This window comes from Escherichia sp. E4930 (genome assembly GCF_005845405.1).
Classification (GTDB): domain Bacteria; phylum Pseudomonadota; class Gammaproteobacteria; order Enterobacterales; family Enterobacteriaceae; genus Escherichia.
The window spans coordinates 57,528-79,103 of the sequence record NZ_VCDZ01000013.1 but is presented as its reverse complement, the minus strand read 5'-3'; the positions used below and the strand labels follow the sequence as shown (position 1 = coordinate 79,103).

General features: G+C 51.5%; 17 protein-coding genes and 1 pseudogene. 10 read left to right on the top strand and 8 right to left on the bottom strand.

The window, feature by feature from the left end:
- Nucleotides 1–170: 170 nt before the first annotated feature.
- The 6 genes from FFT88_RS15505 to opgB all read left to right on the top strand — a co-directional run bounded on the left by FFT88_RS15505 (nucleotide 171) and on the right by opgB (nucleotide 5,880).
- Complete coding sequence (locus FFT88_RS15505) at nucleotides 171–941, top strand: threonine/serine exporter ThrE family protein (RefSeq protein ID WP_130216549.1); 771 nt, start codon at nucleotides 171–173, stop codon at nucleotides 939–941.
- Entirely contained in the window at nucleotides 932–1,405 is a 474-nt protein-coding gene (locus tag FFT88_RS15500; protein WP_130204757.1) for a threonine/serine exporter, read from the top strand. The genes FFT88_RS15505 and FFT88_RS15500 overlap by 10 nt, the downstream gene beginning before the upstream one ends.
- Before the next feature lie 106 nt (nucleotides 1,406–1,511).
- The gene (gene dnaT, locus FFT88_RS15495; protein ID WP_130257893.1) at nucleotides 1,512–2,051 is read left to right on the top strand and encodes a primosomal protein DnaT; all 540 of its coding nucleotides are present in this window, start codon (nucleotides 1,512–1,514) and stop codon (nucleotides 2,049–2,051) included.
- Between the two features lie 2 nt (nucleotides 2,052–2,053).
- The gene (gene dnaC, locus FFT88_RS15490) at nucleotides 2,054–2,791 is read left to right on the top strand and encodes a DNA replication protein DnaC (RefSeq protein ID WP_135404045.1); all 738 of its coding nucleotides are present in this window, start codon (nucleotides 2,054–2,056) and stop codon (nucleotides 2,789–2,791) included.
- A gap of 48 nt (nucleotides 2,792–2,839) precedes the next feature.
- Nucleotides 2,840–3,334: a DUF2501 domain-containing protein YjjA gene (yjjA, locus tag FFT88_RS15485; RefSeq protein ID WP_135404049.1), complete on the top strand. Its 495-nt coding sequence runs from the start codon at nucleotides 2,840–2,842 to the stop codon at nucleotides 3,332–3,334.
- A gap of 254 nt (nucleotides 3,335–3,588) precedes the next feature.
- A complete protein-coding gene (gene opgB / locus FFT88_RS15480; RefSeq protein WP_135404044.1) occupies nucleotides 3,589–5,880 on the top strand; it encodes a phosphatidylglycerol--membrane-oligosaccharide glycerophosphotransferase in 2,292 nt (763 codons plus the stop codon).
- Nucleotides 5,881–6,007: 127 nt separating this feature from the next.
- On the opposite strand, the gene lgoD is transcribed toward opgB, so the two are convergent.
- On the bottom strand, nucleotides 6,008–7,030 hold the full coding sequence (lgoD, locus tag FFT88_RS15475) for an L-galactonate oxidoreductase (RefSeq protein ID WP_000106033.1): 1,023 nt from the start codon (nucleotides 7,028–7,030) through the stop codon (nucleotides 6,008–6,010).
- A 138-nt stretch (nucleotides 7,031–7,168) separates the two neighbouring features.
- Here lgoD and FFT88_RS15470 point away from each other — a divergent pair, with 138 nt between their 5' ends.
- Complete coding sequence (locus tag FFT88_RS15470) at nucleotides 7,169–8,083, top strand: GntR family transcriptional regulator (RefSeq protein WP_135404043.1); 915 nt, start codon at nucleotides 7,169–7,171, stop codon at nucleotides 8,081–8,083.
- Between the two features lie 214 nt (nucleotides 8,084–8,297).
- Nucleotides 8,298–9,659, top strand: a complete 1,362-nt coding sequence (locus tag FFT88_RS15465; RefSeq protein ID WP_135404042.1) for an MFS transporter — start codon at nucleotides 8,298–8,300, stop codon at nucleotides 9,657–9,659.
- Nucleotides 9,660–9,708: 49 nt separating this feature from the next.
- Here the strand turns inward: FFT88_RS15465 and tsr are convergent, their stop codons facing one another.
- Nucleotides 9,709–11,376, bottom strand: coding sequence for a methyl-accepting chemotaxis protein (tsr, locus tag FFT88_RS15460; protein ID WP_135404041.1), 1,668 nt, complete (start codon nucleotides 11,374–11,376; stop codon nucleotides 9,709–9,711).
- Between the two features lie 180 nt (nucleotides 11,377–11,556).
- Between tsr and FFT88_RS15455 the strand changes: the two genes are divergently transcribed.
- Complete coding sequence (locus tag FFT88_RS15455; RefSeq protein ID WP_135404040.1) at nucleotides 11,557–12,420, top strand: MurR/RpiR family transcriptional regulator; 864 nt, start codon at nucleotides 11,557–11,559, stop codon at nucleotides 12,418–12,420.
- Between the two features lie 9 nt (nucleotides 12,421–12,429).
- On the opposite strand, the pseudogene FFT88_RS15450 reads toward FFT88_RS15455, so the two are convergent.
- The 3 genes and pseudogenes from FFT88_RS15450 to FFT88_RS15440 form a co-directional block, all read right to left on the bottom strand.
- A pseudogene (locus FFT88_RS15450) lies at nucleotides 12,430–13,898 on the bottom strand (sodium:solute symporter family protein).
- A 102-nt stretch (nucleotides 13,899–14,000) separates the two neighbouring features.
- Nucleotides 14,001–14,390, bottom strand: coding sequence for a RidA family protein (locus FFT88_RS15445; protein ID WP_000023754.1), 390 nt, complete (start codon nucleotides 14,388–14,390; stop codon nucleotides 14,001–14,003).
- A gap of 9 nt (nucleotides 14,391–14,399) precedes the next feature.
- A complete protein-coding gene (locus tag FFT88_RS15440) occupies nucleotides 14,400–15,842 on the bottom strand; it encodes a D-aminoacylase (RefSeq protein WP_135404039.1) in 1,443 nt (480 codons plus the stop codon).
- A 200-nt stretch (nucleotides 15,843–16,042) separates the two neighbouring features.
- On the opposite strand from FFT88_RS15440, the gene FFT88_RS15435 reads away from it, so the two are divergent.
- A complete protein-coding gene (locus tag FFT88_RS15435; protein WP_135404038.1) occupies nucleotides 16,043–17,263 on the top strand; it encodes an amino acid deaminase in 1,221 nt (406 codons plus the stop codon).
- Nucleotides 17,264–17,321: 58 nt separating this feature from the next.
- On the opposite strand, the gene FFT88_RS15430 is transcribed toward FFT88_RS15435, so the two are convergent.
- Genes FFT88_RS15430 through FFT88_RS15420 form a run of 3 tightly spaced genes read right to left on the bottom strand, consistent with a single transcriptional unit; the run spans nucleotide 17,322 to nucleotide 21,567 of the window.
- Entirely contained in the window at nucleotides 17,322–18,332 is a 1,011-nt protein-coding gene (locus FFT88_RS15430; protein WP_135404037.1) for an Ldh family oxidoreductase, read from the bottom strand.
- Between the two features lie 11 nt (nucleotides 18,333–18,343).
- A complete protein-coding gene (locus FFT88_RS15425; protein ID WP_130204740.1) occupies nucleotides 18,344–19,945 on the bottom strand; it encodes an APC family permease in 1,602 nt (533 codons plus the stop codon).
- A gap of 11 nt (nucleotides 19,946–19,956) precedes the next feature.
- On the bottom strand, nucleotides 19,957–21,567 hold the full coding sequence (locus FFT88_RS15420) for an aldehyde dehydrogenase (NADP(+)) (RefSeq protein ID WP_135404036.1): 1,611 nt from the start codon (nucleotides 21,565–21,567) through the stop codon (nucleotides 19,957–19,959).
- Nucleotides 21,568–21,576 lie beyond the last annotated feature (9 nt).

Below are 21,576 nucleotides of genomic sequence, written 5' to 3'. Positions count from 1 at the left end.
TTATTCCACTCAAAACTTGCACCGTTTCCCTTCCGCGAACTCATCACCGCAACCAGGATTAATCAGCGCAATTTTGATCTTAACCAACGTCAAAACAGCCATGCTTCGTGATACAAAAGGGGTCTCATTTTTTGAAAAATACGCAACGCGTCTATGACAAAGGGCGAGTTATGCAAACAGAGCAACAGCGAGCCGTTACACGGCTATGTATCCAGTGCGGATTATTTCTTTTACAGCACGGGGCGGAGAGCGCGCTGGTTGACGAGCTTTCTTCACGACTGGGTCGGGCGTTAGGGATGGACTGCGTTGAAAGCTCCATCTCTTCCAATGCTATTGTACTGACCACCATTAAAGATGGTCAATGTCTGACATCTACGCGCAAAAACCACGATCGCGGCATTAATATGCATATGGTTACTGAGGTACAACACATTGTGATCCTGGCGGAACATAAGCTGCTGGATTACAAAGGTGTTGAGAAACGTTTTAGCCAAATACATCCCCTGCGCTATCCGCGTTGGCTGGTCGCTTTGATGGTGGGACTCTCTTGCGCCTGTTTCTGTAAACTGAATAACGGTGGTTGGGATGGGGCGTTGATTACATTCTTCGCCAGTATGATCGCCATGTATATCCGCCAGCTACTGGCACAACGCCACCTCCATCCACAAATAAACTTTTGCATCACTGCCTTCGCCGCCACCACAATTTCTGGCCTCCTTCTACAACTTCCGACATTCAGTCATACGCCTACTGTGGCAATGGCGGCCAGTGTTCTTTTACTGGTGCCAGGTTTTCCGTTGATAAATGCTGTAGCCGATATGTTTAAAGGTCATATAAATACCGGGCTGGCACGCTGGGCGATTGCCAGCCTGCTGACACTGGCAACCTGCGTTGGCGTGGTGATGGCACTCACAATTTGGGGGCTACGCGGATGGGTGTAATCGAATTTCTATTAGCATTAGCGCAGGATATGATCCTCGCGGCAATCCCAGCGGTCGGCTTTGCGATGGTGTTCAACGTGCCAATCCGGGCATTACGCTGGTGTGCGCTGCTTGGCGCGATGGGTCATGGTTCGCGAATGATTTTAATGACTACCGGACTCAATATTGAGTGGTCGACGTTTATGGCTTCGCTACTGGTCGGCACCATTGGTATTCAGTGGTCGCGCTGGTATCTGGCGCACCCGAAAGTCTTTACCGTGGCCGCTGTCATTCCGATGTTCCCGGGCATCCCGGCGTATACTGCAATGATTTCAGCGGTAAAAATCAGTCAGTTAGGTTACAGCGAGCCGTTAATGATTACCCTGTTAACTAACTTTCTTACCGCTTCATCAATTGTTGGCGCGTTATCCATCGGTCTTTCCGTTCCTGGATTGTGGTTGTACCGCAAGCGCCCCCGCGTATAAAATTGCCTCGCTTAAAGCACATGGATGAGAGGCTGCCTGGCCTCATCCGTGTGTTACTATAAAAGTAATCTCCCTTCTCGTTCATCGTTCCATATTGAGAAACAGTATGTCCTCCAGAGTTTTGACCCCGGACGTCGTTGGTATTGACGCCCTGGTACACGATCACCAAACCGTTCTGGCAAAAGCAGAAGGCGGCATGGTTGCCGTATTTGCCAACAATGCCCCGGCGTTTTATGCCGTTACGCCCGCGCGTCTTGCTGAACTGCTGGCGTTGGAAGAAAAACTGACGCGTCCGGGAAGTGACGTGGCCCTGGACGATCAACTCTATCAGGAACCGCAAGCCGCCCCCGTTGCCGTACCCATGGGCAAATTCGCCATGTACCCAGACTGGCAACCCGATACCGACTTTATCCGTCAGGCGGCATTATGGGGCGTGGCGCTAAAAGAGCCGGTGACCGCTGAAGAACTGGCGTCATTTATTGCTTACTGGCAGGCGGAAGGCAAAGTCTTCCATCATGTGCAGTGGCAACAAAAACTGGCGCGCAGCCTGCAAATAGGCCGTGCCAGCAATGGCGGATTAACGAAACGAGATGTGAACACAGTCAGTGAACCTGACAGCCAAATTCCACCGGGATTCAGAGGGTAACGATGAAAAACGTTGGCGACCTGATGCAACGTCTGCAAAAAATGATGCCAGCCCATATCAAACCCGCCTTCAAAACGGGTGAAGAACTTCTGGCATGGCAGAAAGAACAAGGGGCGCTCCGCGCCGCCGCTCTTGAGCGCGAGAATCGGGCGATGAAAATGCAGCGTACCTTTAACCGCTCTGGCATTCGTCCACTGCATCAAAACTGCTCCTTTGAGAACTATCGTGTTGAGTGCGAAGGGCAGATGAATGCGTTGAGCAAAGCGCGCCAGTATGTCGAAGAGTTCGACGGCAACATCGCCAGCTTTATCTTTTCTGGCAAGCCTGGAACGGGCAAAAACCATCTGGCGGCGGCAATCTGCAACGAACTGCTGCTACGCGGTAAATCCGTATTGATCATCACCGTGGCCGATATTATGTCGGCGATGAAAGATACCTTCAGAAATAGCGGTACCAGCGAAGAACAACTGCTTAACGATCTGAGCAACGTTGATCTGCTGGTGATCGATGAGATTGGCGTGCAGACCGAATCGAAATACGAAAAAGTGATCATCAACCAGATCGTCGATCGCCGCTCTTCTTCCAAACGCCCGACCGGGATGCTGACGAACAGCAATGTGGAGGAAATGACGAAGTTGCTGGGCGAGCGTGTTATGGATCGTATGCGCCTGGGTAACAGTCTGTGGGTGATCTTCAACTGGGACAGTTATCGTAGTCGGGTAACGGGTAAAGAGTATTAATCCTCCTTTCCGGCGCTATACTGCGACACAATTCCACCTTGAGTAATGATGATGAAAACTATTAAACACCTTCTGTGCTGTGCCATTGCCACCAGCGCATTAATTTCAACCGGGGTGCATGCTGCGTCCTGGAAAGATGCGCTTTCCAGCGCCGCCAGCGAACTTGGCAACCAAAACAGCACCACACAGGAAGGCGGTTGGTCGCTCGCCTCATTAACTAACCTGCTTGGTAGTGGCAACCAGGCGTTAAGCGCAGACAACATGAACAATGCCGCAGGCATTTTGCAATACTGCGCGAAGCAAAAGCTGGCTTCAGTTACCGATGCGGAAAATATCAAAAATCAGGTCCTGGAGAAGCTGGGCCTGAACAGCGAAGAGCAGAAAGAAGATACCAACTATCTGGATGGCATTCAGGGTTTGCTAAAAACCAAAGATGGTCAGCAGCTTAACCTGGATAACATCGGTACGACGCCTCTGGCTGAAAAGGTAAAAACCAAAGCCTGCGATCTGGTGTTAAAGCAAGGTCTGAACTTTATTTCCTGATCAGCATAACGCCGCGTTTTAGCTATTAAAAAGCTAACGCGGCCCTTCCCCGCTCTTTTCCCTGTTTCTGGTCGTCTTTCCCTCTGTTACACGGGAAGCTTTCTTGCGCAAAAAAGCCTGTTTATAAACTAATTCCTAACAACATCGCATTTTTTTGACACTAGAATTGCAGCTATATGGCAGCACCATTACATTGTGTTTCTCAAAAAATCTTAAACATCGGCTAACCGGCCTGTTTTAGTGAGGATCGCCCGTTGTCAGAACTATTCTCTTTCGCCCTATTTCTCGCCTCTGTGCTGATCTACGCATGGAAAGCGGGACGTAACACCTGGTGGTTTGCAGCCACGTTAACGGTGCTGGGGTTATTTGTCGTTTTAAATATCACCCTGTTTGCCAGCGACTATTTTACTGGCGATGGTATTAACGACGCGGTGCTCTATACCTTAACTAACAGCCTGACCGGTGCTGGCGTCAGCAAATATATCCTGCCGGGAGTGGGTATCGTGCTGGCACTGGCGGTAGTTTTCGGCGCGCTGGGCTGGATCCTACGCCGACGCCGTCATCATCCTCACCATTTTGGCTACAGCCTGCTGGCGCTCTTACTGGCGCTGGGTTCTGTGGACGCCAGCCCGGCGTTTCGCCAGATAACGGAGCTGGTAAAATCCCAGTCACGCGACGGCGATCCTGACTTTGCGGCTTATTATAAAGAACCGTCGAAAACCATCCCTGCCCCCAAACTTAACCTGGTTTATATCTATGGTGAGAGTCTTGAGCGGACCTATTTTGATAACGACGCTTTTCCGGACCTCACTCCCGAACTGGGCGCACTGAAAAATGAAGGGCTGGATTTCAGCCATACTCAGCAACTGCCAGGAACGGATTACACTATCGCGGGCATGGTGGCGTCTCAGTGCGGGATTCCACTGTTTGCCCCATTTGAAGGTAACGCCTCTGCCTCGGTTTCCAGCTTCTTCCCGCAGAACATCTGTCTTGGCGATATCCTGAAAAACTCCGGTTATCAGAACTATTTTGTGCAAGGGGCTAACCTGCGTTTTGCGGGTAAAGATGTGTTCCTGAAATCACACGGCTTCGACCATTTGTATGGTGCAGAAGAGCTGAAAAGTGTGGTGGCGGATCCGCATTATCGCAACGACTGGGGATTCTACGACGATACCGTGCTGGATGAAGCGTGGAAAAAGTTTGAAGAGCTTTCCCGCTCTGGTCAGCGATTCTCACTGTTTACTCTGACGGTCGATACCCATCACCCGGATGGTTTTATCTCTCGCACCTGCAACCGCAAAAAATATGATTTTGACGGTAAGCCGAATCAGTCATTCAGCGCGGTAAGTTGCAGCCAGGAGAACATCGCGACGTTTATCAATAAAATCAAAGCGTCACCGTGGTTTAAAGATACCGTCATCGTCGTCTCATCTGACCATTTAGCGATGAACAACACGGCGTGGAAATACCTTAATAAACAGGATCGTAACAACCTGTTTTTCGTCATCCGTGGCGACAAGCCACAGCAAGAGACACTGGCGGTGAAGCGCAACACCATGGATAACGGCGCTACAGTGCTGGATATTCTTGGTGGCGATAACTTTATCGGCCTTGGGCGTAGTAGCCTCTCTGGTCAATCCATGTCGGAAGTGTTCCTCAACATTAAAGAGAAGGTGCTGGCGTGGAAGCCCGATATCATTCGTCTGTGGAAATTCCCCACCGAGATGAAAGAGTTCACCATTGATCAGAATAAAAACATGATCGCCTTCTCGGGTACCCATTTCCGTCTGCCGCTGCTGTTACGCGTGTCGGATAAACGTGTGGAACCACTGCCAGAAAGCGAATATTCTGCACCACTGCGTTTCCAGTTGGCCGATTTCGCTCCGCGCGACAATTTCGTCTGGGTTGACCGTTGCTACAAGATGGCGCAGCTATGGGCGCCAGAGTTGGCTCTCTCCACTGACTGGTGTGTTTCCCAGGGGCAGCTTGGTGGTCAGCAAATTGTTCAACATGTTGATAAAACGACGTGGAAGGGCAAAACCGCATTTAAAGATACCGTCATCGATATGGAACGCTACAAAGGCAATGTCGATACGCTGAAGATTGTCGATAACGATATTCGCTACAAAGCCGACAGTTTCATTTTTAACGTCGCGGGTGCACCGGAAGAAGTGAAACAGTTTAGCGGAATTTCCCGTCCGGAGTCGTGGGGACGCTGGTCCAACGCGCAGCTGGGCGATGAAGTGAAAATCGAGTACAAACATCCTCTGCCGAAGAAATTTGACCTGGTGATCACCGCCAAAGCATACGGTAATAACGCCAGCCGTCCCATTCCGGTACGCGTAGGCAACGAAGAACAAACCATCATGCTGGGCAATGAAGTGACCACCACCACGCTGCATTTCGATAACCCAACCGATGCCGACACACTGGTAATTGTGCCGCCGGAACCTGTCTCAACCAACGAAGGGAATATCCTCGGACACTCGCCGCGTAAGCTCGGCATTGGCATGGTGGAAATTAAAGTGGTGGAACGTGAAGGGTAATCACTGACTGATTTGTAGGTCGCATAAGGTGCGACCTACACGCCTTCCCCGGCTTACAAAACATTATTAAGAAACAGAAAAAACAGCGCCCAACATTTCCCCGGGCGCTGCATGGCAACTCGCATTATCAGAAAGTAATCACGCCCTTAATCAACTCACGATTGTTAATCACATCGCGCTCGTAGGTTTCTGCCAGCGTGGCGAATGGATAGCGATGGGTTAACATCATGTCGGCAGTAATTTTCCCTTCCGCCATCAGTCGACCGACTTTCGCGAAATCTTCCGGCGTGGCATTTCGGCTACCCATCATTGTGGTTTCTTTTTTATGGAATTCCGGATCAGAGAACTGCAACTCGCCTTTAAACAGGCCAACAAATACTACCGTGCCGCCATGACGAATCAGATTTACCGTGTTATTCATCGCATGTTGATTACCTGTCGCGTCGATCACTTTCTGCGCCAGCGAACCACCAAACTGCGCCCGCAGCTGCGCGTCAAAATCTTCGGCTGACGGGTCCAGCACGGGCAACTCCAGACGCGTTGCCACATGTTCACGGCGCGCTGGACTGGTATCCGCCACCACCACCTGTGCGCCATCGGCTTTAGCGATTGCCGCCGCGCCCAGACCGATTGGCCCCGCCCCGACCACCAGCACCTGCTCGCCGGGAGCAATGGCTGCGCGACGCACCGCATGAGCGCTAATAGCGAAAGGTTCAATCAATGCGGCCGCCTGAGGGTCAATACCGTCTGCGGGCAAAATGTTCGCCACCGGCACGCTCAAATACTCACTAAAACCGCCATCCTGATGCACGCCAATGACTGAAATTTTTTCACAGCAATTGGTACGCCCGCTTTTACACGCCGGGCATTGCTGACAGGCAACATAAGGGATCACAGCAACTTGCTGACCATTTTTAAGATCAGCAATATTTTTACCCAGCCCAACAATCTCCCCACATATTTCATGGCCTAAAACCCGTGGATAACTAAAAAATGGTTGATTTCCACCCCAGGCATGAATATCGGTACCGCAAATCCCGACAGACTTAATTTTTATTAATGCTTCATTGTCACCCGGAATAGGTATCTCGCGTTGTTTCCAGACTAATTCTTTCGGCTGCTGGCAAATTAAAACATTCATCGTAGACATGATTCGGCTCTCCATTTTTTGTTGCCTTAGATATCAATGAAAATGAAAAATGGCAGCGGAACGGAAAATCTGTTTTGTGAAAACACACGCATAAAAATGTTTTAAATCGGTTTTTAATGGACTCACAAGGAGAATAATATGAGTCGTTCACAAAATTTACGCCACAATGTGATTAACCAGGTCATTGATGATATGGCGCGGGGTCATATCCCTTCCCCACTTCCATCGCAAAGTGCGCTGGCGGAAATGTACAACATCAGCCGCACTACAGTGCGTCATATTCTCAGCCACTTACGCGAATGCGGCGTCTTAACGCAGGTTGGAAACGACTATGTTATTGCGCGTAAACCTGACCATGATGACGGTTTCGCCTGTACTACCGCTTCAATGAGTGAACAAAACAAAGTGTTTGAGCAGGCTTTTTTCACGATGATAAACCAGCGCCAGTTACGCCCTGGGGAAACTTTTTCTGAACTGCAACTGGCTCGGGCCGCGGGTGTCAGCCCGGTTGTAGTAAGAGAATATCTTTTAAAATTCGGCCGTTATAATCTTATTCAAAGCGAAAAGCGCGGCCAGTGGAGCATGAAGCAATTCGATCAATCCTACGCTGAGCAGCTGTTTGAGCTACGCGAAATGCTCGAAACACATTCACTTCAGCACTTTCTCAACCTGCCTGATCATGATCCCCGCTGGCTGCAGGCGAAAACCATGCTCGAACGTCATCGGCTACTGCGTGACAACATCGGCAATAGCTTTCGCATGTTCTCGCAACTTGACAGAGATTTTCACTCCTTACTGCTTTCAGCTGCCGACAATATCTTTTTTGATCAATCGCTTGAGATCATCTCAGTCATTTTTCATTTTCACTATCAATGGGACGAAAGCGATCTTAAACAGCGCAATATCATTGCCGTCGATGAGCATATGACCATTCTCAGCGCTCTGATTTGCCGCAGTGACCTTGATGCCACCCTTGCGCTCCGTAACCATTTGAATTCAGCTAAACAATCAATGATTCGATCCATTAATGAGAACACGCGTTATGTTCATTAAGTACGGATTAAAAACAGCAAACTATTAGCGGGTGCACGGTTTTATCAAAAGATAAATACCGGGAAATTCCCGCTTACCTATGCTCACAATCAGTCGACTAAAAATGTTTTTGTGAGCGGTAGTAAAGTCCTAAAACTTTAACCTGCCGTTAATGTCAACCTTGCGTAATGCACAATTACGTAAACAATTAAAATTATAAATACAGGAGTCCGGCGTGGAAAAAGAAAATATCACCCTCGATCCGCGTTCTTCATTTACTCCATCTTCGTCGGCAGATATTCCCGTGCCACCAGATGGATTAGTTCAACGCAGTACCCGAATTAAACGCATTCAAACCACCGCCATGTTGTTATTATTTTTTGCGGCGGTAATCAATTATCTCGACCGCAGTTCGCTGTCGGTAGCAAATTTAACGATTCGTGAAGAATTGGGATTAAGTGCCACCGAAATCGGCGCTTTGCTCTCCGTGTTTTCACTCGCTTACGGGATTGCGCAACTTCCTTGCGGCCCACTATTGGATCGTAAAGGCCCGCGCCTGATGCTGGGACTTGGGATGTTCTTCTGGTCACTGTTCCAGGCAATGTCTGGCATGGTACACAGCTTTACGCAGTTCGTGTTGGTGCGTATCGGTATGGGAATTGGTGAAGCGCCGATGAACCCATGCGGTGTAAAAGTCATTAATGACTGGTTCAACATCAAAGAGCGCGGACGCCCGATGGGCTTCTTCAACGCAGCTTCTACCATTGGCGTTGCCGTAAGCCCACCGATTCTGGCGGCGATGATGCTGGTGATGGGCTGGCGTGGGATGTTTATTACCATTGGTGTGCTGGGGATTTTTCTCGCCATTGGCTGGTATATGCTCTATCGCAACCGCGAGCACGTAGAACTGACTGCCGTTGAACAAGCTTACCTCAATGCTGGTAGTGTCAATGCCCGCCGAGATCCGCTCAGTTTTGCCGAATGGCGCAGCCTGTTTCGTAACCGCACAATGTGGGGAATGATGCTCGGATTCAGTGGCATCAACTACACTGCGTGGCTGTACCTGGCCTGGCTTCCTGGTTACCTGCAAACAGCCTATAACCTGGATTTAAAAAGCACAGGGTTGATGGCGGCTATCCCTTTCCTGTTTGGGGCTGCCGGGATGCTGGTCAACGGTTACGTTACTGACTGGCTGGTCAAAGGGGGAATGGCTCCGATTAAAAGCCGTAAGATCTGCATTATTGCCGGGATGTTCTGTTCTGCCGCCTTTACGCTGGTAGTACCGCAAGCGACAACATCCATGACGGCGGTTCTGCTGATTGGCATGGCGCTGTTCTGCATTCACTTTGCCGGAACATCCTGCTGGGGGCTGATCCACGTCGCGGTCGCTTCTCGCATGACAGCATCGGTGGGCAGTATCCAGAACTTTGCCAGCTTCATCTGTGCCTCTTTCGCGCCGATTATTACCGGTTTTATTGTCGATACCACCCACTCATTCCGTCTGGCACTAATCATCTGCGGTTGCGTCACCGCGGTTGGTGCGCTGGCGTACATCTTCCTGGTTCGTCAGCCGATCAACGACCCACGTAAAGATTAATCTCCCTATGCCCGATAGCATTTTGCTTATCGGGCATTTTTCATGGCGATTAAAACGTCTCCCAGTTATCCCCGCTATCAGCGACGGCAATTTTGCGCGGCACAACAACCGGCAACGCTGCGTTTACCACTGGTAAAGCTTCATGCTGACGCTGTTGCGTTTGCTGTATACGGAACACCGCCACGGCTTCGGTCAGACGGCTGGCCTGCTCTTCCAGCGCGGCGGCAGCGGCGGCAGACTCTTCCACTAACGCGGCGTTCTGTTGCGTTACCCTATCCATTTCGACAACCGCTAAACCAACCTGATCAATGCCACGGCTTTGCTCATCAGAGGCTGAAGCTATTTCTCCCATAATGTCAGTAACACGTGTTACGGCGCTGACAATCTCTGTCATGGTTTCCCCGGCACTTTCGACCTGCGTAGATCCGACATCCACTTTACCTACAGAGTCTTCAATCAGGCTTTTAATTTCACGGGCCGCCTGGGCGCTACGCTGCGCCAGGTTACGCACTTCCCCCGCAACTACCGCAAAACCACGCCCTTGCTCACCCGCGCGCGCCGCTTCAACCGCCGCGTTCAAAGCCAGAATGTTGGTCTGGAAGGCAATGCCATCGATAACGCTGATAATATCGGCAATTTTCTGCGAACTGGTGGAGATATCGCGCATCGTCTGCACCACGTTATCCACTACCTTGCCGCCACGTTGCGCAGTTTCAGATGCACTTAACGCCAGATGACTGGCCTGACGCGCGTTCTCGGCGTTCTGTTTCACCGTTGCAGTCAGTTGCTCCATGCTGGCCGCCGTCTCTTCCAGTGAAGCCGCTTGCTGCTCAGTACGTGATGAGAGATCGTTATTACCCGTGGCAATTTCGCTGACACCGCTATAAATGGCATTAGCACCGTTACGTACATCTCCGACAGTACGCATCAGTTCGCTTTGCATATGGCGTAAACTCTGAGCCAGTTGTCCTACTTCGTTAGAACCATCCACCTCAATGGGTTTTACCAAATCCCCGCCAGCAATATGACAGATGCTTTCGATCAGGCGATTCATTGGTGCTACCAGCGAGGCTTTAATACCAAACCAGACGGCCACAATGACGGCTAACACGACGATCAACACGCCCACCAGCACCCACATCGCCTGGTTGTAGGAAGCATTATTATCGCTGACGGCAATATCGTAGAGACGATCGTTTTGCTCCATATAAGCCATATACAGCTTCTCGAAACCGTCCTGATATCCCTGCGTCGGCTGCTCAAAGAACTCATTGATTTTGCCTGCGCCTAACAGCTGAATCAGCTCCGCCAGCGCATTGTGGTAAATATCGTAATTACGTTTGATTTCCGCCGCTGCGGCTGTGCTCTGACGCGGGTCACGCGGCAATGCTTCGTAGTCCGCCCAGTTTTTTTCCGCTTGCTTCAGCGAAATACTGGCACTCTGCATCAGCTCGGCGACGGTTGAACCGCTGCCAATATTGTTCTGATCCATCATGTAGCGGATACCCGCGCGGTTGAGAGTGTTACGTGTCTGCAACAACGCGACCCAGCTGCCATTCAGCGTGGACTGCTGCTGACGAATGGTTTGTAAAACGGAGAAATTTTCTTTGTCATTTTTTAAGGCATTAAAGAACAAACCGCCTGATGTCAGTTGTAAAAGGCCAAAAACGGCCAAAACCAGCAATAAGCTGGTCACGATCTTAATACGTTTAAACATGGTTTCTCTTCCCTCCAGACCTGATACTCAGGTTGTCGGCCTGGTGGCAGAAAACTTTATGATCTGGAGCGGTGCTGAGCGTTTTTTTGTCGCTGCGTACTTACATTTTTTATGAGGGTCACACTCTGGAGCAATTTTTATGGTACAAAGTACCAGTTTTTACTGAATCAGTGATACCTCATGGCTTATAGCATCGATATCATCTCCTGCATTACCGAGCGGTTTATGGCGTTAACCGCCACTGAAAAGCGTATCGCACAATTTATTCTTGATGACGTCTCCGCAGCCGTGGAACTGCCAATTGCCGAGCTGGCGCGGTTAACACAAACCAGCCAGGCGTCGGTTACGCGTTTTGCCCGTGCATTGGGTTGCAAAGATGTCCGCGAACTGAAAGTCAAACTGGCGCAGTCACTGGCTATCGGGCAGCGGTTTATTCTCGATGTACCGGATCTTGACGGCGTTCAGGGGATCTACGAATCAATTATCAGCGTGCTGGAAACGCATCGTCGCTCACTGGATATGAACGCCATCAGTCTGGCGGTCAGTTGGTTAAGTCAGGCGCGGCAAATTCTTGCATTGGGAACGGGCGGCGGTTCTACCATCTGCTCGCAGGAGATCCAGTACCGTCTGTTCCGCCTGGGATTGCCAGTGGTCAGTCAGAACGATTCACTAATGATGAGAATGATGTGCTCAGCCGTGATGCCGCAGGATGTGGTGATAGTTCTTTCACTCGGCGGCTATACGCCAGAAATCATCGAAAGTGCCGCTATCGCCCGTCAGTACGGCGCGCGAGTTATCGCCATTACGCCTGCACAAACACCACTGGCAGAACAGGTGGATCTGGTATTGCCGTTGCTGGTTCAGGAAAGTGATTACATTTTTAAGCCCACCCCTTCCCGTTACGCCATGCTCGCGATGATCGATGTGTTGGCAACAGAGCTGGCTATGGCAAATAAAGCGCAGGCGAAAGATCGCCTGCGGCGGATAAAACTGGCATTAGACAGCCACCGGGGTGGCGCTAACCGCCAGCCACTTGGCGATTAGCACTATTGGTTATGCCTCTTCAGGTTTGGTGATCACGACACTCTGGTTTTCACGCTCATTGGTGATAATAGCCAGAGCTTCTTCCCGGCTGATCTCGCTTGCTGGCGTTACCAGCGTCACCAGTACGCCAGCGACCAGGCTTCCCAGCACTGACGGAATACACGGGTTACCCCAGTAAGCCAGCCAGTCGGCATTCATCAGCACCACAATTGACATCACCATACCGCTCACTAACGCTGCCAGCGCGCCCTGCCAGTTAAAGCGTAGCCAGAAGCGACCGAGAATCGAGCAGATAAACAGCCCGGACATCAACATCGAAATCATTTTGGTAATGTAGCTGATGATGTCATTAGAGGTCAGAGCAAAGACCAGCGCCAGGCCAATAACAAAGGTCAGCATCCAGCGTGAGTAAGTGATTGCCTTGTTCTCCGGCGGCATTCTGCCGGTAATCATGGTGTAGACATCGCGCATCATAATCGCCACCGCTGCGATGGCATCGGAGCTGGCAGAAGACATGGTGGCAGAAAGCCCGGCAATCAGTACCACCAGCCAAGCAATGGCGGCAGAAAACTGGTGGCGAACAAGAAGGCATAGTTACTGTTTTCCAGATTCGGGTTCATGGTGAACGCCGCCATGCCGATAATGGCAGGCAGAATCGAGAAGAACAGATACAACACGCCAGTAATAACAAACGAACGGCGTACAGAGGGAACATCTTTACCCGAGTAAATACGCTGGCGATAAGACGGTGTGGCCAGTACACCAACGCCAATAACCAGCGCCAGCGAAAGCGCAGGCAGTACGCCCATTTTATCAATCGCAAACAGGCTCATCGCTTTTGGGTCCATCGCCTGTTCAATCGCACTCCAGCCGCCAACGTGAACAACGGCAAGAATAGCCATCAATATAAAGCCAAAGAACAGAATTAAGGCCTGAATGGTGTCTGTCCACACCACCGCCGAATAACCGCCGATAATAACGTAAATCGCAAAAGCTAAGGCGATAATTAATTTTGCCACAGTAAGATCAATACCTGTTGCCCAGGCAAGATACATACTGCCACCTAAAATATGCGCCCCCAGCCAGCCAATAGAGGCAATAAATATCATCAGGCCGACAATATTTTTAATTAAATGACTCCCGCCAGTATAATAAGAGAGTTCTTCACTCATGGTCATAAAACGTAATTTACGTACTGGAGCAAACAGCCACGCCACCAGCAATATACCTACGGCCCCGCCGACGCCATAAAGCATTCCGGCCCAGCCATTGCTGTAGCCAAAGCCCACTGCGCCCATACTGGAACCCGTGCCAACCATCGTGGCAACGGTTGAGCCCAGCGTCAGAAACAGCGGCAGCGAACGCCCGCCCAGCAGAAAATCTTCTCCGCTTTTCTGATTACGAGAAACAAACCAACCAAGCCAAATCATGGCGATGGCATAAATAATAAAGCCGACTAAAAAGATATGACTGTTCATAATTCACATCCTGCCAGTAGAGAGAAAATAATGTAAGAGTTCCCGGAGTGCTGAATGTATTCAGCACTCAATTGCGGTCTGTTTTTTTAATTCTTAAATTTATTAGCGGGTCGCGTTATAACAGGTCACATCGACTTCGACTTTACAATCGACAACCAGATCAGCCACACAACAAATACGTGCAGGCGGATTCTCGCCAAAAAATTCTCTGAATACTTTATTAAATGACTGGAAATAGCGGGCGTCGGTCAGGATCACTTTCACGTGAACCACATCCGCCAGGCTATAACCGGCTTCAGTCATGATGTCGACACAGTTTTGGATCGCCAGTCGTGACTGTTCAACGATACCGCCTTCTACCACTTCACCGTTTTTCATGGGTGTTTGCCCGGAGACGTATAGCCAGCCGCCCGCCTCAACCGCCCTGGCAAACGGCAAATGCTGCCCACCAGTGCCTGTTCCACCTTCCGTACCGTAACGTTTAATGCTCATATTCACTCCTTAATGTGAGGTCTGGCGGCGCAGGAAACGGCCCGCACGGCCTGTAATATGTTTATCGCGACCATAGCTCATAACACCGTTCACCATCACCGCCTCAATGCCATCTGCCGGGCGTTTGGGATCAGAAAAACTGGCAACATCACGAATGGTTTGCGGATCGAACAACACCAGGTCCGCAAAATAGCCGACTTTCACCAGTCCACGCTCGGGTAGACAAAAACGGCTGGCAGAAAGCCCGGTCATTTTGTGGATAGCCGTGGTCAACGGGAATAAGCCTTTATCACGACAATAGTGACCCAGCACGCGAGGGAAAGCGCCCCATAAACGCGGATGCGGCATGGGATCATTAGGCAGGCCGTCAGAGCCAATCATACTGACCGGATAACTCAACACTCGGCGGACGTCGCGCTCGTCCATGTTGTAATAGATAGCCCCGGCAGGCATTAGCAGCTTCGCAGCCTCCAGCATACTCATCTGCCAGTCGATGGCGATTTGTGCCAGTGTTTTCCCGGCCTGCTGCGGATGTGTTTGTGACCAGGTGATCACAATATCGAATTCGTCGGTGACTTGTTTGAGATCCAGCGTTGAAGAGCTGGCCGAGTAAGGGTAGACATCGCAGCCAATTTCCTGGTGTTGACGCATTTGGTCAAAAAAAGCCAACGTTTCTTTTGTCCGCCCCCAGTTTTTCGCCCCGGCGCATTTATGGTGGGAAACCACGACAGGCACTTTGCCATGACGCCCAATACGAAACGCCTCATCCAGCGCATCCAGAATCGGTTCGAATTCAGAACGCAGATGAGTGGTATAAACGCCCTTCTCACCGGCTAATTCTTCCGCCAGCGCCATGACTTCTTCGGTAGTCGCCTGAAATGCCGTGGCATAGGCCAGTCCGGAACTTAACCCCAGCGCCCCCTGACTCAACGCCAGACGTAAGTCGGCACGCATAGCGGCAATTTCATCTGCCGTCGCCGGGCGAAACAGGTCGTCCATATGATTATTACGCAGCGCCGTATGACCAATCAGTGTGCCAACGTTCAGTGACGGTCTGGCTGCTTCCACTGCCTGGGCATAGCTTTCAACGGTGGGATAAATAAAGTGCTCCGCTTCCCCCAACAGATTCATCGGGTCAGGGACTTCGCCTTTCATTTTCGCCGACGCTGCACTGATCCCGCAGTTGCCGACAATCACGGTGGTGATCCCCTGGCTGATTTTTGGCAGATATTCCGGGATACGAATAACGTTGATATCGTCATGGGTATGAACGTCGATAAACCCTGGTGCCAGCACCCGTCCTTCACCGTCAATGACCTGCTGCGCCGTAACGTTAAGCGCAGGGGCAATATCAACAATCCGATCACCTGTTATTGCCACGTCACCGCGAAATTCAGGGCCGCCGCTGCCGTCGATAACCGTCACATTTTTGAATAACCAGTCAACCTGCATGTTCGTCACTCCATTTCTGCAATGGTGACAAGTTAACCATTTACAAGGATGAAAAACAGTGGAAAACTACGCAAAACCCAGATGATTTTCTGATACTTTTATTCATAAATCATAAGATAAATAAACTAAATGTTTATATTTCATTTAGTTAAAAATGATACTCGCATCCGATACGTTGAAATCTTCAAAAGGTGAATGTTATGAAATACCACTCGAAGCCGCTGGTTCCCCATAAATCTGCCCTGATGCAAATGCCCGCAAATATCCTTGCCGAAGATGTTTGTTTACCTGCCGCGATCATTAAAAAGCAGGCCCTGGAGAACAACATTATGTGGATGCAGCGTTACGCTGACGCGCGCGGCGTTTCACTGGCACCGCACGGTAAAACCACCATGACGCCGTGGATTTTTCAGGCGCAGCAGGCGGCTGGTGCCTGGGCAATAGGTGTCGGTAGCGCGTGGCAGGCTGGTGCGGCAATGGCGAGCGGTATTCAGCGTGTGCTGATGGTTAACCAGTTGGTCGGCAAGGCGAATATGCAGCTGATTGCCCAGTTGCAACGGCATTACCCGACGGTCGATTTTATCTGCTGTATCGACAGCATTGAGAACGCCCGCGCTTTGTCTGCCTTTTTTGCCAGCCAGCAACAGACGCTGAACGTGATGATTGAGCTGGGTGTTCCCGGCGGGCGCTGTGGTTGCCGCTCAACGGATGCCGCACTGGCACTGGCTAAACAGGCAGCCCAATTACCAGGGCTACGTCTGCGAGGGCTTGAGTTATATGAAGGTGTTTTACACGGTGACGATCCACAGCCGCAGGTAGAAGCGCTGCTGCGGGATGCCGCACAACTGGCCTGTGATATGGCAAGTCTGGTTGATGGCGAGTTTATTCTCACCGGAGCAGGCACGGTCTGGTATGACGTAGTGTGCAATATCTGGCTGGCGGCAGAAAAACCGACTAACTGCCGAATCGTCATTCGCCCAGGCTGCTACATCACCCATGACGCAGGGATCTACGACATCGCGCAACAGCAATTGATCGCCCGCGATCCTGTGGCTTGCGATCTGGCGGGCGATCTCACATCTGCACTGGAACTGGTGGCTATGGTGCAATCGGTGCCAGAGGCCGATCGTGCGGTGGTTAATTTTGGTAAGCGTGATTGCGCCTTCGACGCCGGACTGCCGCAACCAGTCGCCCACTATCGCAACGGCAAGCCACTGGCGTTTAATCCTGAGGCTATTCGCAGTGTCGGCATTATGGATCAGCACTGTATGTTGCAACTGTCAGCTAATAGCGACGTGCAGGTGGGGGATATTCTGGTGTTTGGCACTTCCCATCCGTGCCTGACCTTCGACAAATGGAAAACGTTGTTATTGACTGATGACGACTACAACGTACTGGCAGAGCTGGATACATTGTTTTGATAGCGCAGATGGCGGGATCCTTCCCGCCATTAATTGTATGTATATCCTTTAGTATCTATCAGCTACTTAAGGATCGAATATCGTCATAGAGTGATTGGCTGATCTCTACACCCTGTTGCTCACTGCGCAATCGTGCCTGGTAGCGACGTTCTCCCGGCAGGCGCGCGCCCTGTGCCTGCATCTGACTAAACAGTGTTTCCGCCCTTGCCAGATGTCTCCCGGCATCCTCACCAAGAAAACGCTGCGGATCGAGTACCAGGATCAACTCTCCACCATACGGCAAACCACCTGCACCGTTATCCCACGCAAGAGACTCAGCACTGGTCATATCGCCAATCAGTGGCCCCGCAATCAGCTCCACCATCGCTGCCAGTGCCGAACCTTTATGACCGCCGAAGGTTAACATGGCTCCGTCCAGCACAGCTTGTGGATCGGTGGTGGCATTGCCATTGCTGTCGATCCCCCAACCTTCAGGAAGTGATTTCCCGGCTCGCTGATGTAACTGAATCTCCCCGCGTGCCGCCGCACTGGTCGCCATATCAAAAATAAATGGCGGCTGTTTGTCGCGCGGCCAACCAAACGCGATTGGGTTAGTACCAAAAAGAGGTTTGCGCCCCCCTTTCGGCGCAACCCAGGCATGGCTTGGCGTGGTCGCCAGCGCCACCAGTCCGGCTTCAGTCAGCGGTTCAACATCCGCAAATAAGGCGGAGTAGTGAACACAGTGGTTAATCGCCAGTGCTGCAATCCCGCACTGACGCGTTTTCTCGATCAGTAACGGCAGTGCCTGCTGATAAGCCAACAGCGAATAGCCACCTTTGGCATCGGCCTTAACGATTGCCGGCGCCTGAGATTCCACTGTCGGCAGAGCATCGGCAGAGACTTTCCCTTTTCGCAGCGTGTCAACAATCCCCAGCAGTCGCCATAAACCGTGCGAGGCACAACCGTCGCGCTCCCCGGCGGTAACGTTTTTCGCAATCACCACCGCATGTTGCTCACAAAATCCGTTACTGATGAGCGCATGATAGGCTAGTGCGTAAGCCTCTGATAATGAGAGGGTTACTCTATCCATTTTCTACTCCTTTATTCTTCTTCATCCCCGTTAAAGTTCGCCCGAGGAAGACAGGTGTATGCGCCCCAGTAATAAATTCCCAACGACATCAGCGCGACAACGATAGTATCCCACGGGTGACCTATAATGCCGCTACCGCCAAAACTCCCCAACCAGGAAAACAGCATAATCAGGGCATAGAAGGCAATAAGCCACAATGAAGATTTAATCTGCTGCGCCAGGCTGACATGCTGAACAGGCACTTTCGACTTACAAACCACGTAAACCACAAACATTACGATTTGTAGCCCCAGCAGCCAGGAAAGCGTTCCCCAACCAGACCAAAAAACAATCAGCGCGGAAATCATAAAAGAGAGTGGGCCAAGCACCGCAAAACCACGAACGCGGAACGGGCGCGGCATATCTGGTGCATTACGACGCAGCCCGGCAGCTGTAACTGGCGCGATGGCGTAGCTCAGTACCAGAGCCGCAGAAACCACGCTAATCAATTGCTCCCACGACGGGAACGGCAGCGTCCAGAAGATAGATAAACCAAACGTCAGCCACAGTGCCGGACGTGGAATACCTGACTCCTTATCGATATGAGTAAAGGTTTTAAAGAATGTTCCCGCCTTCGCCCAGCCATAGATCACGCGCGGTGTCGCATTCATGTAAATATTGCCAGTGCCGCTGGGAGACACAATAGCATCACATACCACCATAAATGCCAGCCAGCCCATCCCAAGGGTAATGGCGATATCACGATACGGCAGCGAATAGTTCTTACTGATCTCCGCCCAACCACCACTTAGCGATTCAGTTGGAATGCTGCCCAAAAAGGCTATCTGCAGCAGAACGTAGATGATGGTCGAGAGAATTACCGAGAGGATCAGCGCAAATGGGATGGTACGTTGCGGATTTTGCGCCTCGCTGGCAACGGAGATAATCGGTGTCAGCCCAAGGTAAGCGAAGATAATCCCACCCGCGCTAATTGCCGCTTCCACTCCTGACATACCAAATGGAGCCATACCCTGTATATGCAGATTCTCCGGTTTGAAGAAGGCAAATAACGTTATTACCACCAGCAACGGCACCAGAAACTTCAGCACACTAATAAAATTGTTCGAGCGGGCGAACGTTTTGACACTGTAGTAGTTCAGGGCAAAAAAGAAGCACAACAGTAAGAACTGCACCACCCAGCCTAACAGCGTCGGGTCACTGCTCCCCGTCTGCGTCAGCGCCGGAAACCAGGCGGCAGCATATTGCCGTGCGGCGACAATCTCAATGGAGATCAGGCTGGAGAAGGCAATCAGGGTAATAAAGCCCAGCAGATAGCCCATCAATTCGCCGTGCGAAAATACCGGGTAACGAATAATACCGCCCGCGCGGGGAAGCGCCGCCCCCAGTTCGCAGTAAATAATCCCCAGTAGCAACACCGCAAAACCGCCAATAACCCAGGAAGCAATCCCGGCTGGGCCAGCGATCGATGCGACATGGCTGGCAGCAAACAGCCAGCCAGAACCAAAAATCGCCCCCAGACCAATAAAGGTCAAGTCGGTGAGCGTTAACTGCTTTTTAAACTTCCCCGACTCAACAACGACGGTTTGCGTGCTTTGGGTAGAAGGAATTGTCATAGTGATGCCCTTCAATGAGTCAACAAGGAGGAAATGGCTTCCCGGGTCCACTGGCCGTTAACCAGGCGCAGCAGGTTTAATGGATTACTGTCCTGCAACGCAGGCGGTAATAGCGCAGCGGGTGCATTTTGCAGGCATACCGGGCGCAGAAAACGAGTAATGGACAGCGTACCTACGGACGTGCCGCGCGCGTCGGTGGTTGCCGGGAACGGACCACCGTGTACCATGGCATCGCAAACCTCGACGCCGGTGGGATAGCCGTTGAACAATACGCGTCCGGCTTTATCAGCCAACAACGGCAATAAACGACCAGCCAGTTGCCGGTCATCCTCATCCGCCTGAAGTGTGGCAGTAAGTTGCCCTTGCAGAGCGTTAATCACCTGCAACAACTCCGCTTCATCAGCGGCTTCAACCACAATCGCGAGCGGCCCGAACACTTCCTCCTGCAACAGAGGATCTTTTTCAAGTACGCTTGCCACCTGAGCCTGATAGAGACGAGCTTCTGCACGTCCGGTCTGATGATTATCATCCCCCGCCAAACACCGAATTGTCGGATGTCCTGCCAGTTTCTCTACGCTGTGGCGATAGTGTTCAAGCGTGGAGGCGTTCAGCATGAGTTGCGGTGAGGCGGCATTCACTTTCTCAACCAGTTGCTGCAAAAAGCCTGCGTTTTTCTCCCCCTTCAGCAACACAATCAGGCCTGGTTTAGTGCAGAACTGTCCACATCCCAGCGTGAACGACGCGACTAAATCGCGGGCCAGCGTATCGGCACGTACTGATAGCGCCTGCGGCAGAATGAAAAAGGGATTGAGAGCCGACATTTCGGCAAAAACCGGTATCGGCTGTGGACGCTGTTGGGCCAAACGAAAGAGTGCCATGCCACCACGTAATGAGCCGGTAAAACCCACCGCCTGAATTGCGGGATGTTTCACCAGTTCAGCACCGATATCAGTACCGAAAATCATATTGAATACGCCTGCGGGCATGGCGCATTTAGTCACGGCACGAGCGATCGCTGATGCGATAATTTCTGCCGTTGCCATATGCCCAGGATGCGCTTTCACCACTACCGGGCATCCTGCAGCCAGTGCCGCTGCTGTATCACCACCGGCGGTAGAAAAAGCGAGTGGAAAGTTGCTGGCACCAAATACCGCCACCGGCCCGAGAGCCGTTTTATACTGGCGCAAATCCGGTCGAGGCAAAGGCTGACGCTCCGGCAACGCAGTATCAATTCTTACCTCAAACAGATCGCCCCGACGTAATAACCCGGCAAACATGCGCATCTGCCCGCTGGTTCTTGCCCGCTCTCCCTGTAAACGCGCCAGGGGTAACGCTGTCTCCTGATGTGCCGTAGCGAACAGTTCGTCGCCTGCCGCATCAAGTTCATCGGCGATGGTTTCTAAAAAATCGGCACGTTGCCCGGCACTGGTCTGTGAATAGCGCACAAAAGCCTGCTGCGCCGCAATAGCCGCCTGCGCGGCCTCCTCCACGGAGGCCGGGTAAAAACGTTGCCCGGTAGGTTCGCCATCCTGCGCTCGCAGGCTGACCAGCGACGGTTCACCACTGGCAACACGTTGCCCGGCGATGAACTGTTGCCCGGTGAAAGGGAAAGTTTCAGTCATAGTCTCTCC

What these genes read in the sequence shown, in the direction of transcription:
- FFT88_RS15505 (WP_130216549.1), top strand. Translation starts at nt 171, where the DNA reads ATGCAAACAGAGCAACAGCGAGCCGTTACACGGCTATGTATCCAGTGC.
- FFT88_RS15500 (WP_130204757.1), top strand. Translation starts at nt 932, where the DNA reads ATGGGTGTAATCGAATTTCTATTAGCATTAGCGCAGGATATGATCCTC.
- dnaT (WP_130257893.1), top strand. Translation starts at nt 1,512, where the DNA reads ATGTCCTCCAGAGTTTTGACCCCGGACGTCGTTGGTATTGACGCCCTG.
- dnaC (WP_135404045.1), top strand. Translation starts at nt 2,054, where the DNA reads ATGAAAAACGTTGGCGACCTGATGCAACGTCTGCAAAAAATGATGCCA.
- yjjA (WP_135404049.1), top strand. Translation starts at nt 2,840, where the DNA reads ATGATGAAAACTATTAAACACCTTCTGTGCTGTGCCATTGCCACCAGC.
- lgoD (WP_000106033.1), bottom strand. Translation starts at nt 7,030, where the DNA reads ATGTCTACGATGAATGTTTTAATTTGCCAGCAGCCGAAAGAATTAGTC.
- FFT88_RS15470 (WP_135404043.1), top strand. Translation starts at nt 7,169, where the DNA reads ATGAGTCGTTCACAAAATTTACGCCACAATGTGATTAACCAGGTCATT.
- tsr (WP_135404041.1), bottom strand. Translation starts at nt 11,376, where the DNA reads ATGTTTAAACGTATTAAGATCGTGACCAGCTTATTGCTGGTTTTGGCC.
- FFT88_RS15455 (WP_135404040.1), top strand. Translation starts at nt 11,557, where the DNA reads ATGGCTTATAGCATCGATATCATCTCCTGCATTACCGAGCGGTTTATG.
- FFT88_RS15445 (WP_000023754.1), bottom strand. Translation starts at nt 14,390, where the DNA reads ATGAGCATTAAACGTTACGGTACGGAAGGTGGAACAGGCACTGGTGGG.
- FFT88_RS15440 (WP_135404039.1), bottom strand. Translation starts at nt 15,842, where the DNA reads ATGCAGGTTGACTGGTTATTCAAAAATGTGACGGTTATCGACGGCAGC.
- FFT88_RS15435 (WP_135404038.1), top strand. Translation starts at nt 16,043, where the DNA reads ATGAAATACCACTCGAAGCCGCTGGTTCCCCATAAATCTGCCCTGATG.
- FFT88_RS15430 (WP_135404037.1), bottom strand. Translation starts at nt 18,332, where the DNA reads ATGGATAGAGTAACCCTCTCATTATCAGAGGCTTACGCACTAGCCTAT.
- FFT88_RS15425 (WP_130204740.1), bottom strand. Translation starts at nt 19,945, where the DNA reads ATGACAATTCCTTCTACCCAAAGCACGCAAACCGTCGTTGTTGAGTCG.
- FFT88_RS15420 (WP_135404036.1), bottom strand. Translation starts at nt 21,567, where the DNA reads ATGACTGAAACTTTCCCTTTCACCGGGCAACAGTTCATCGCCGGGCAA.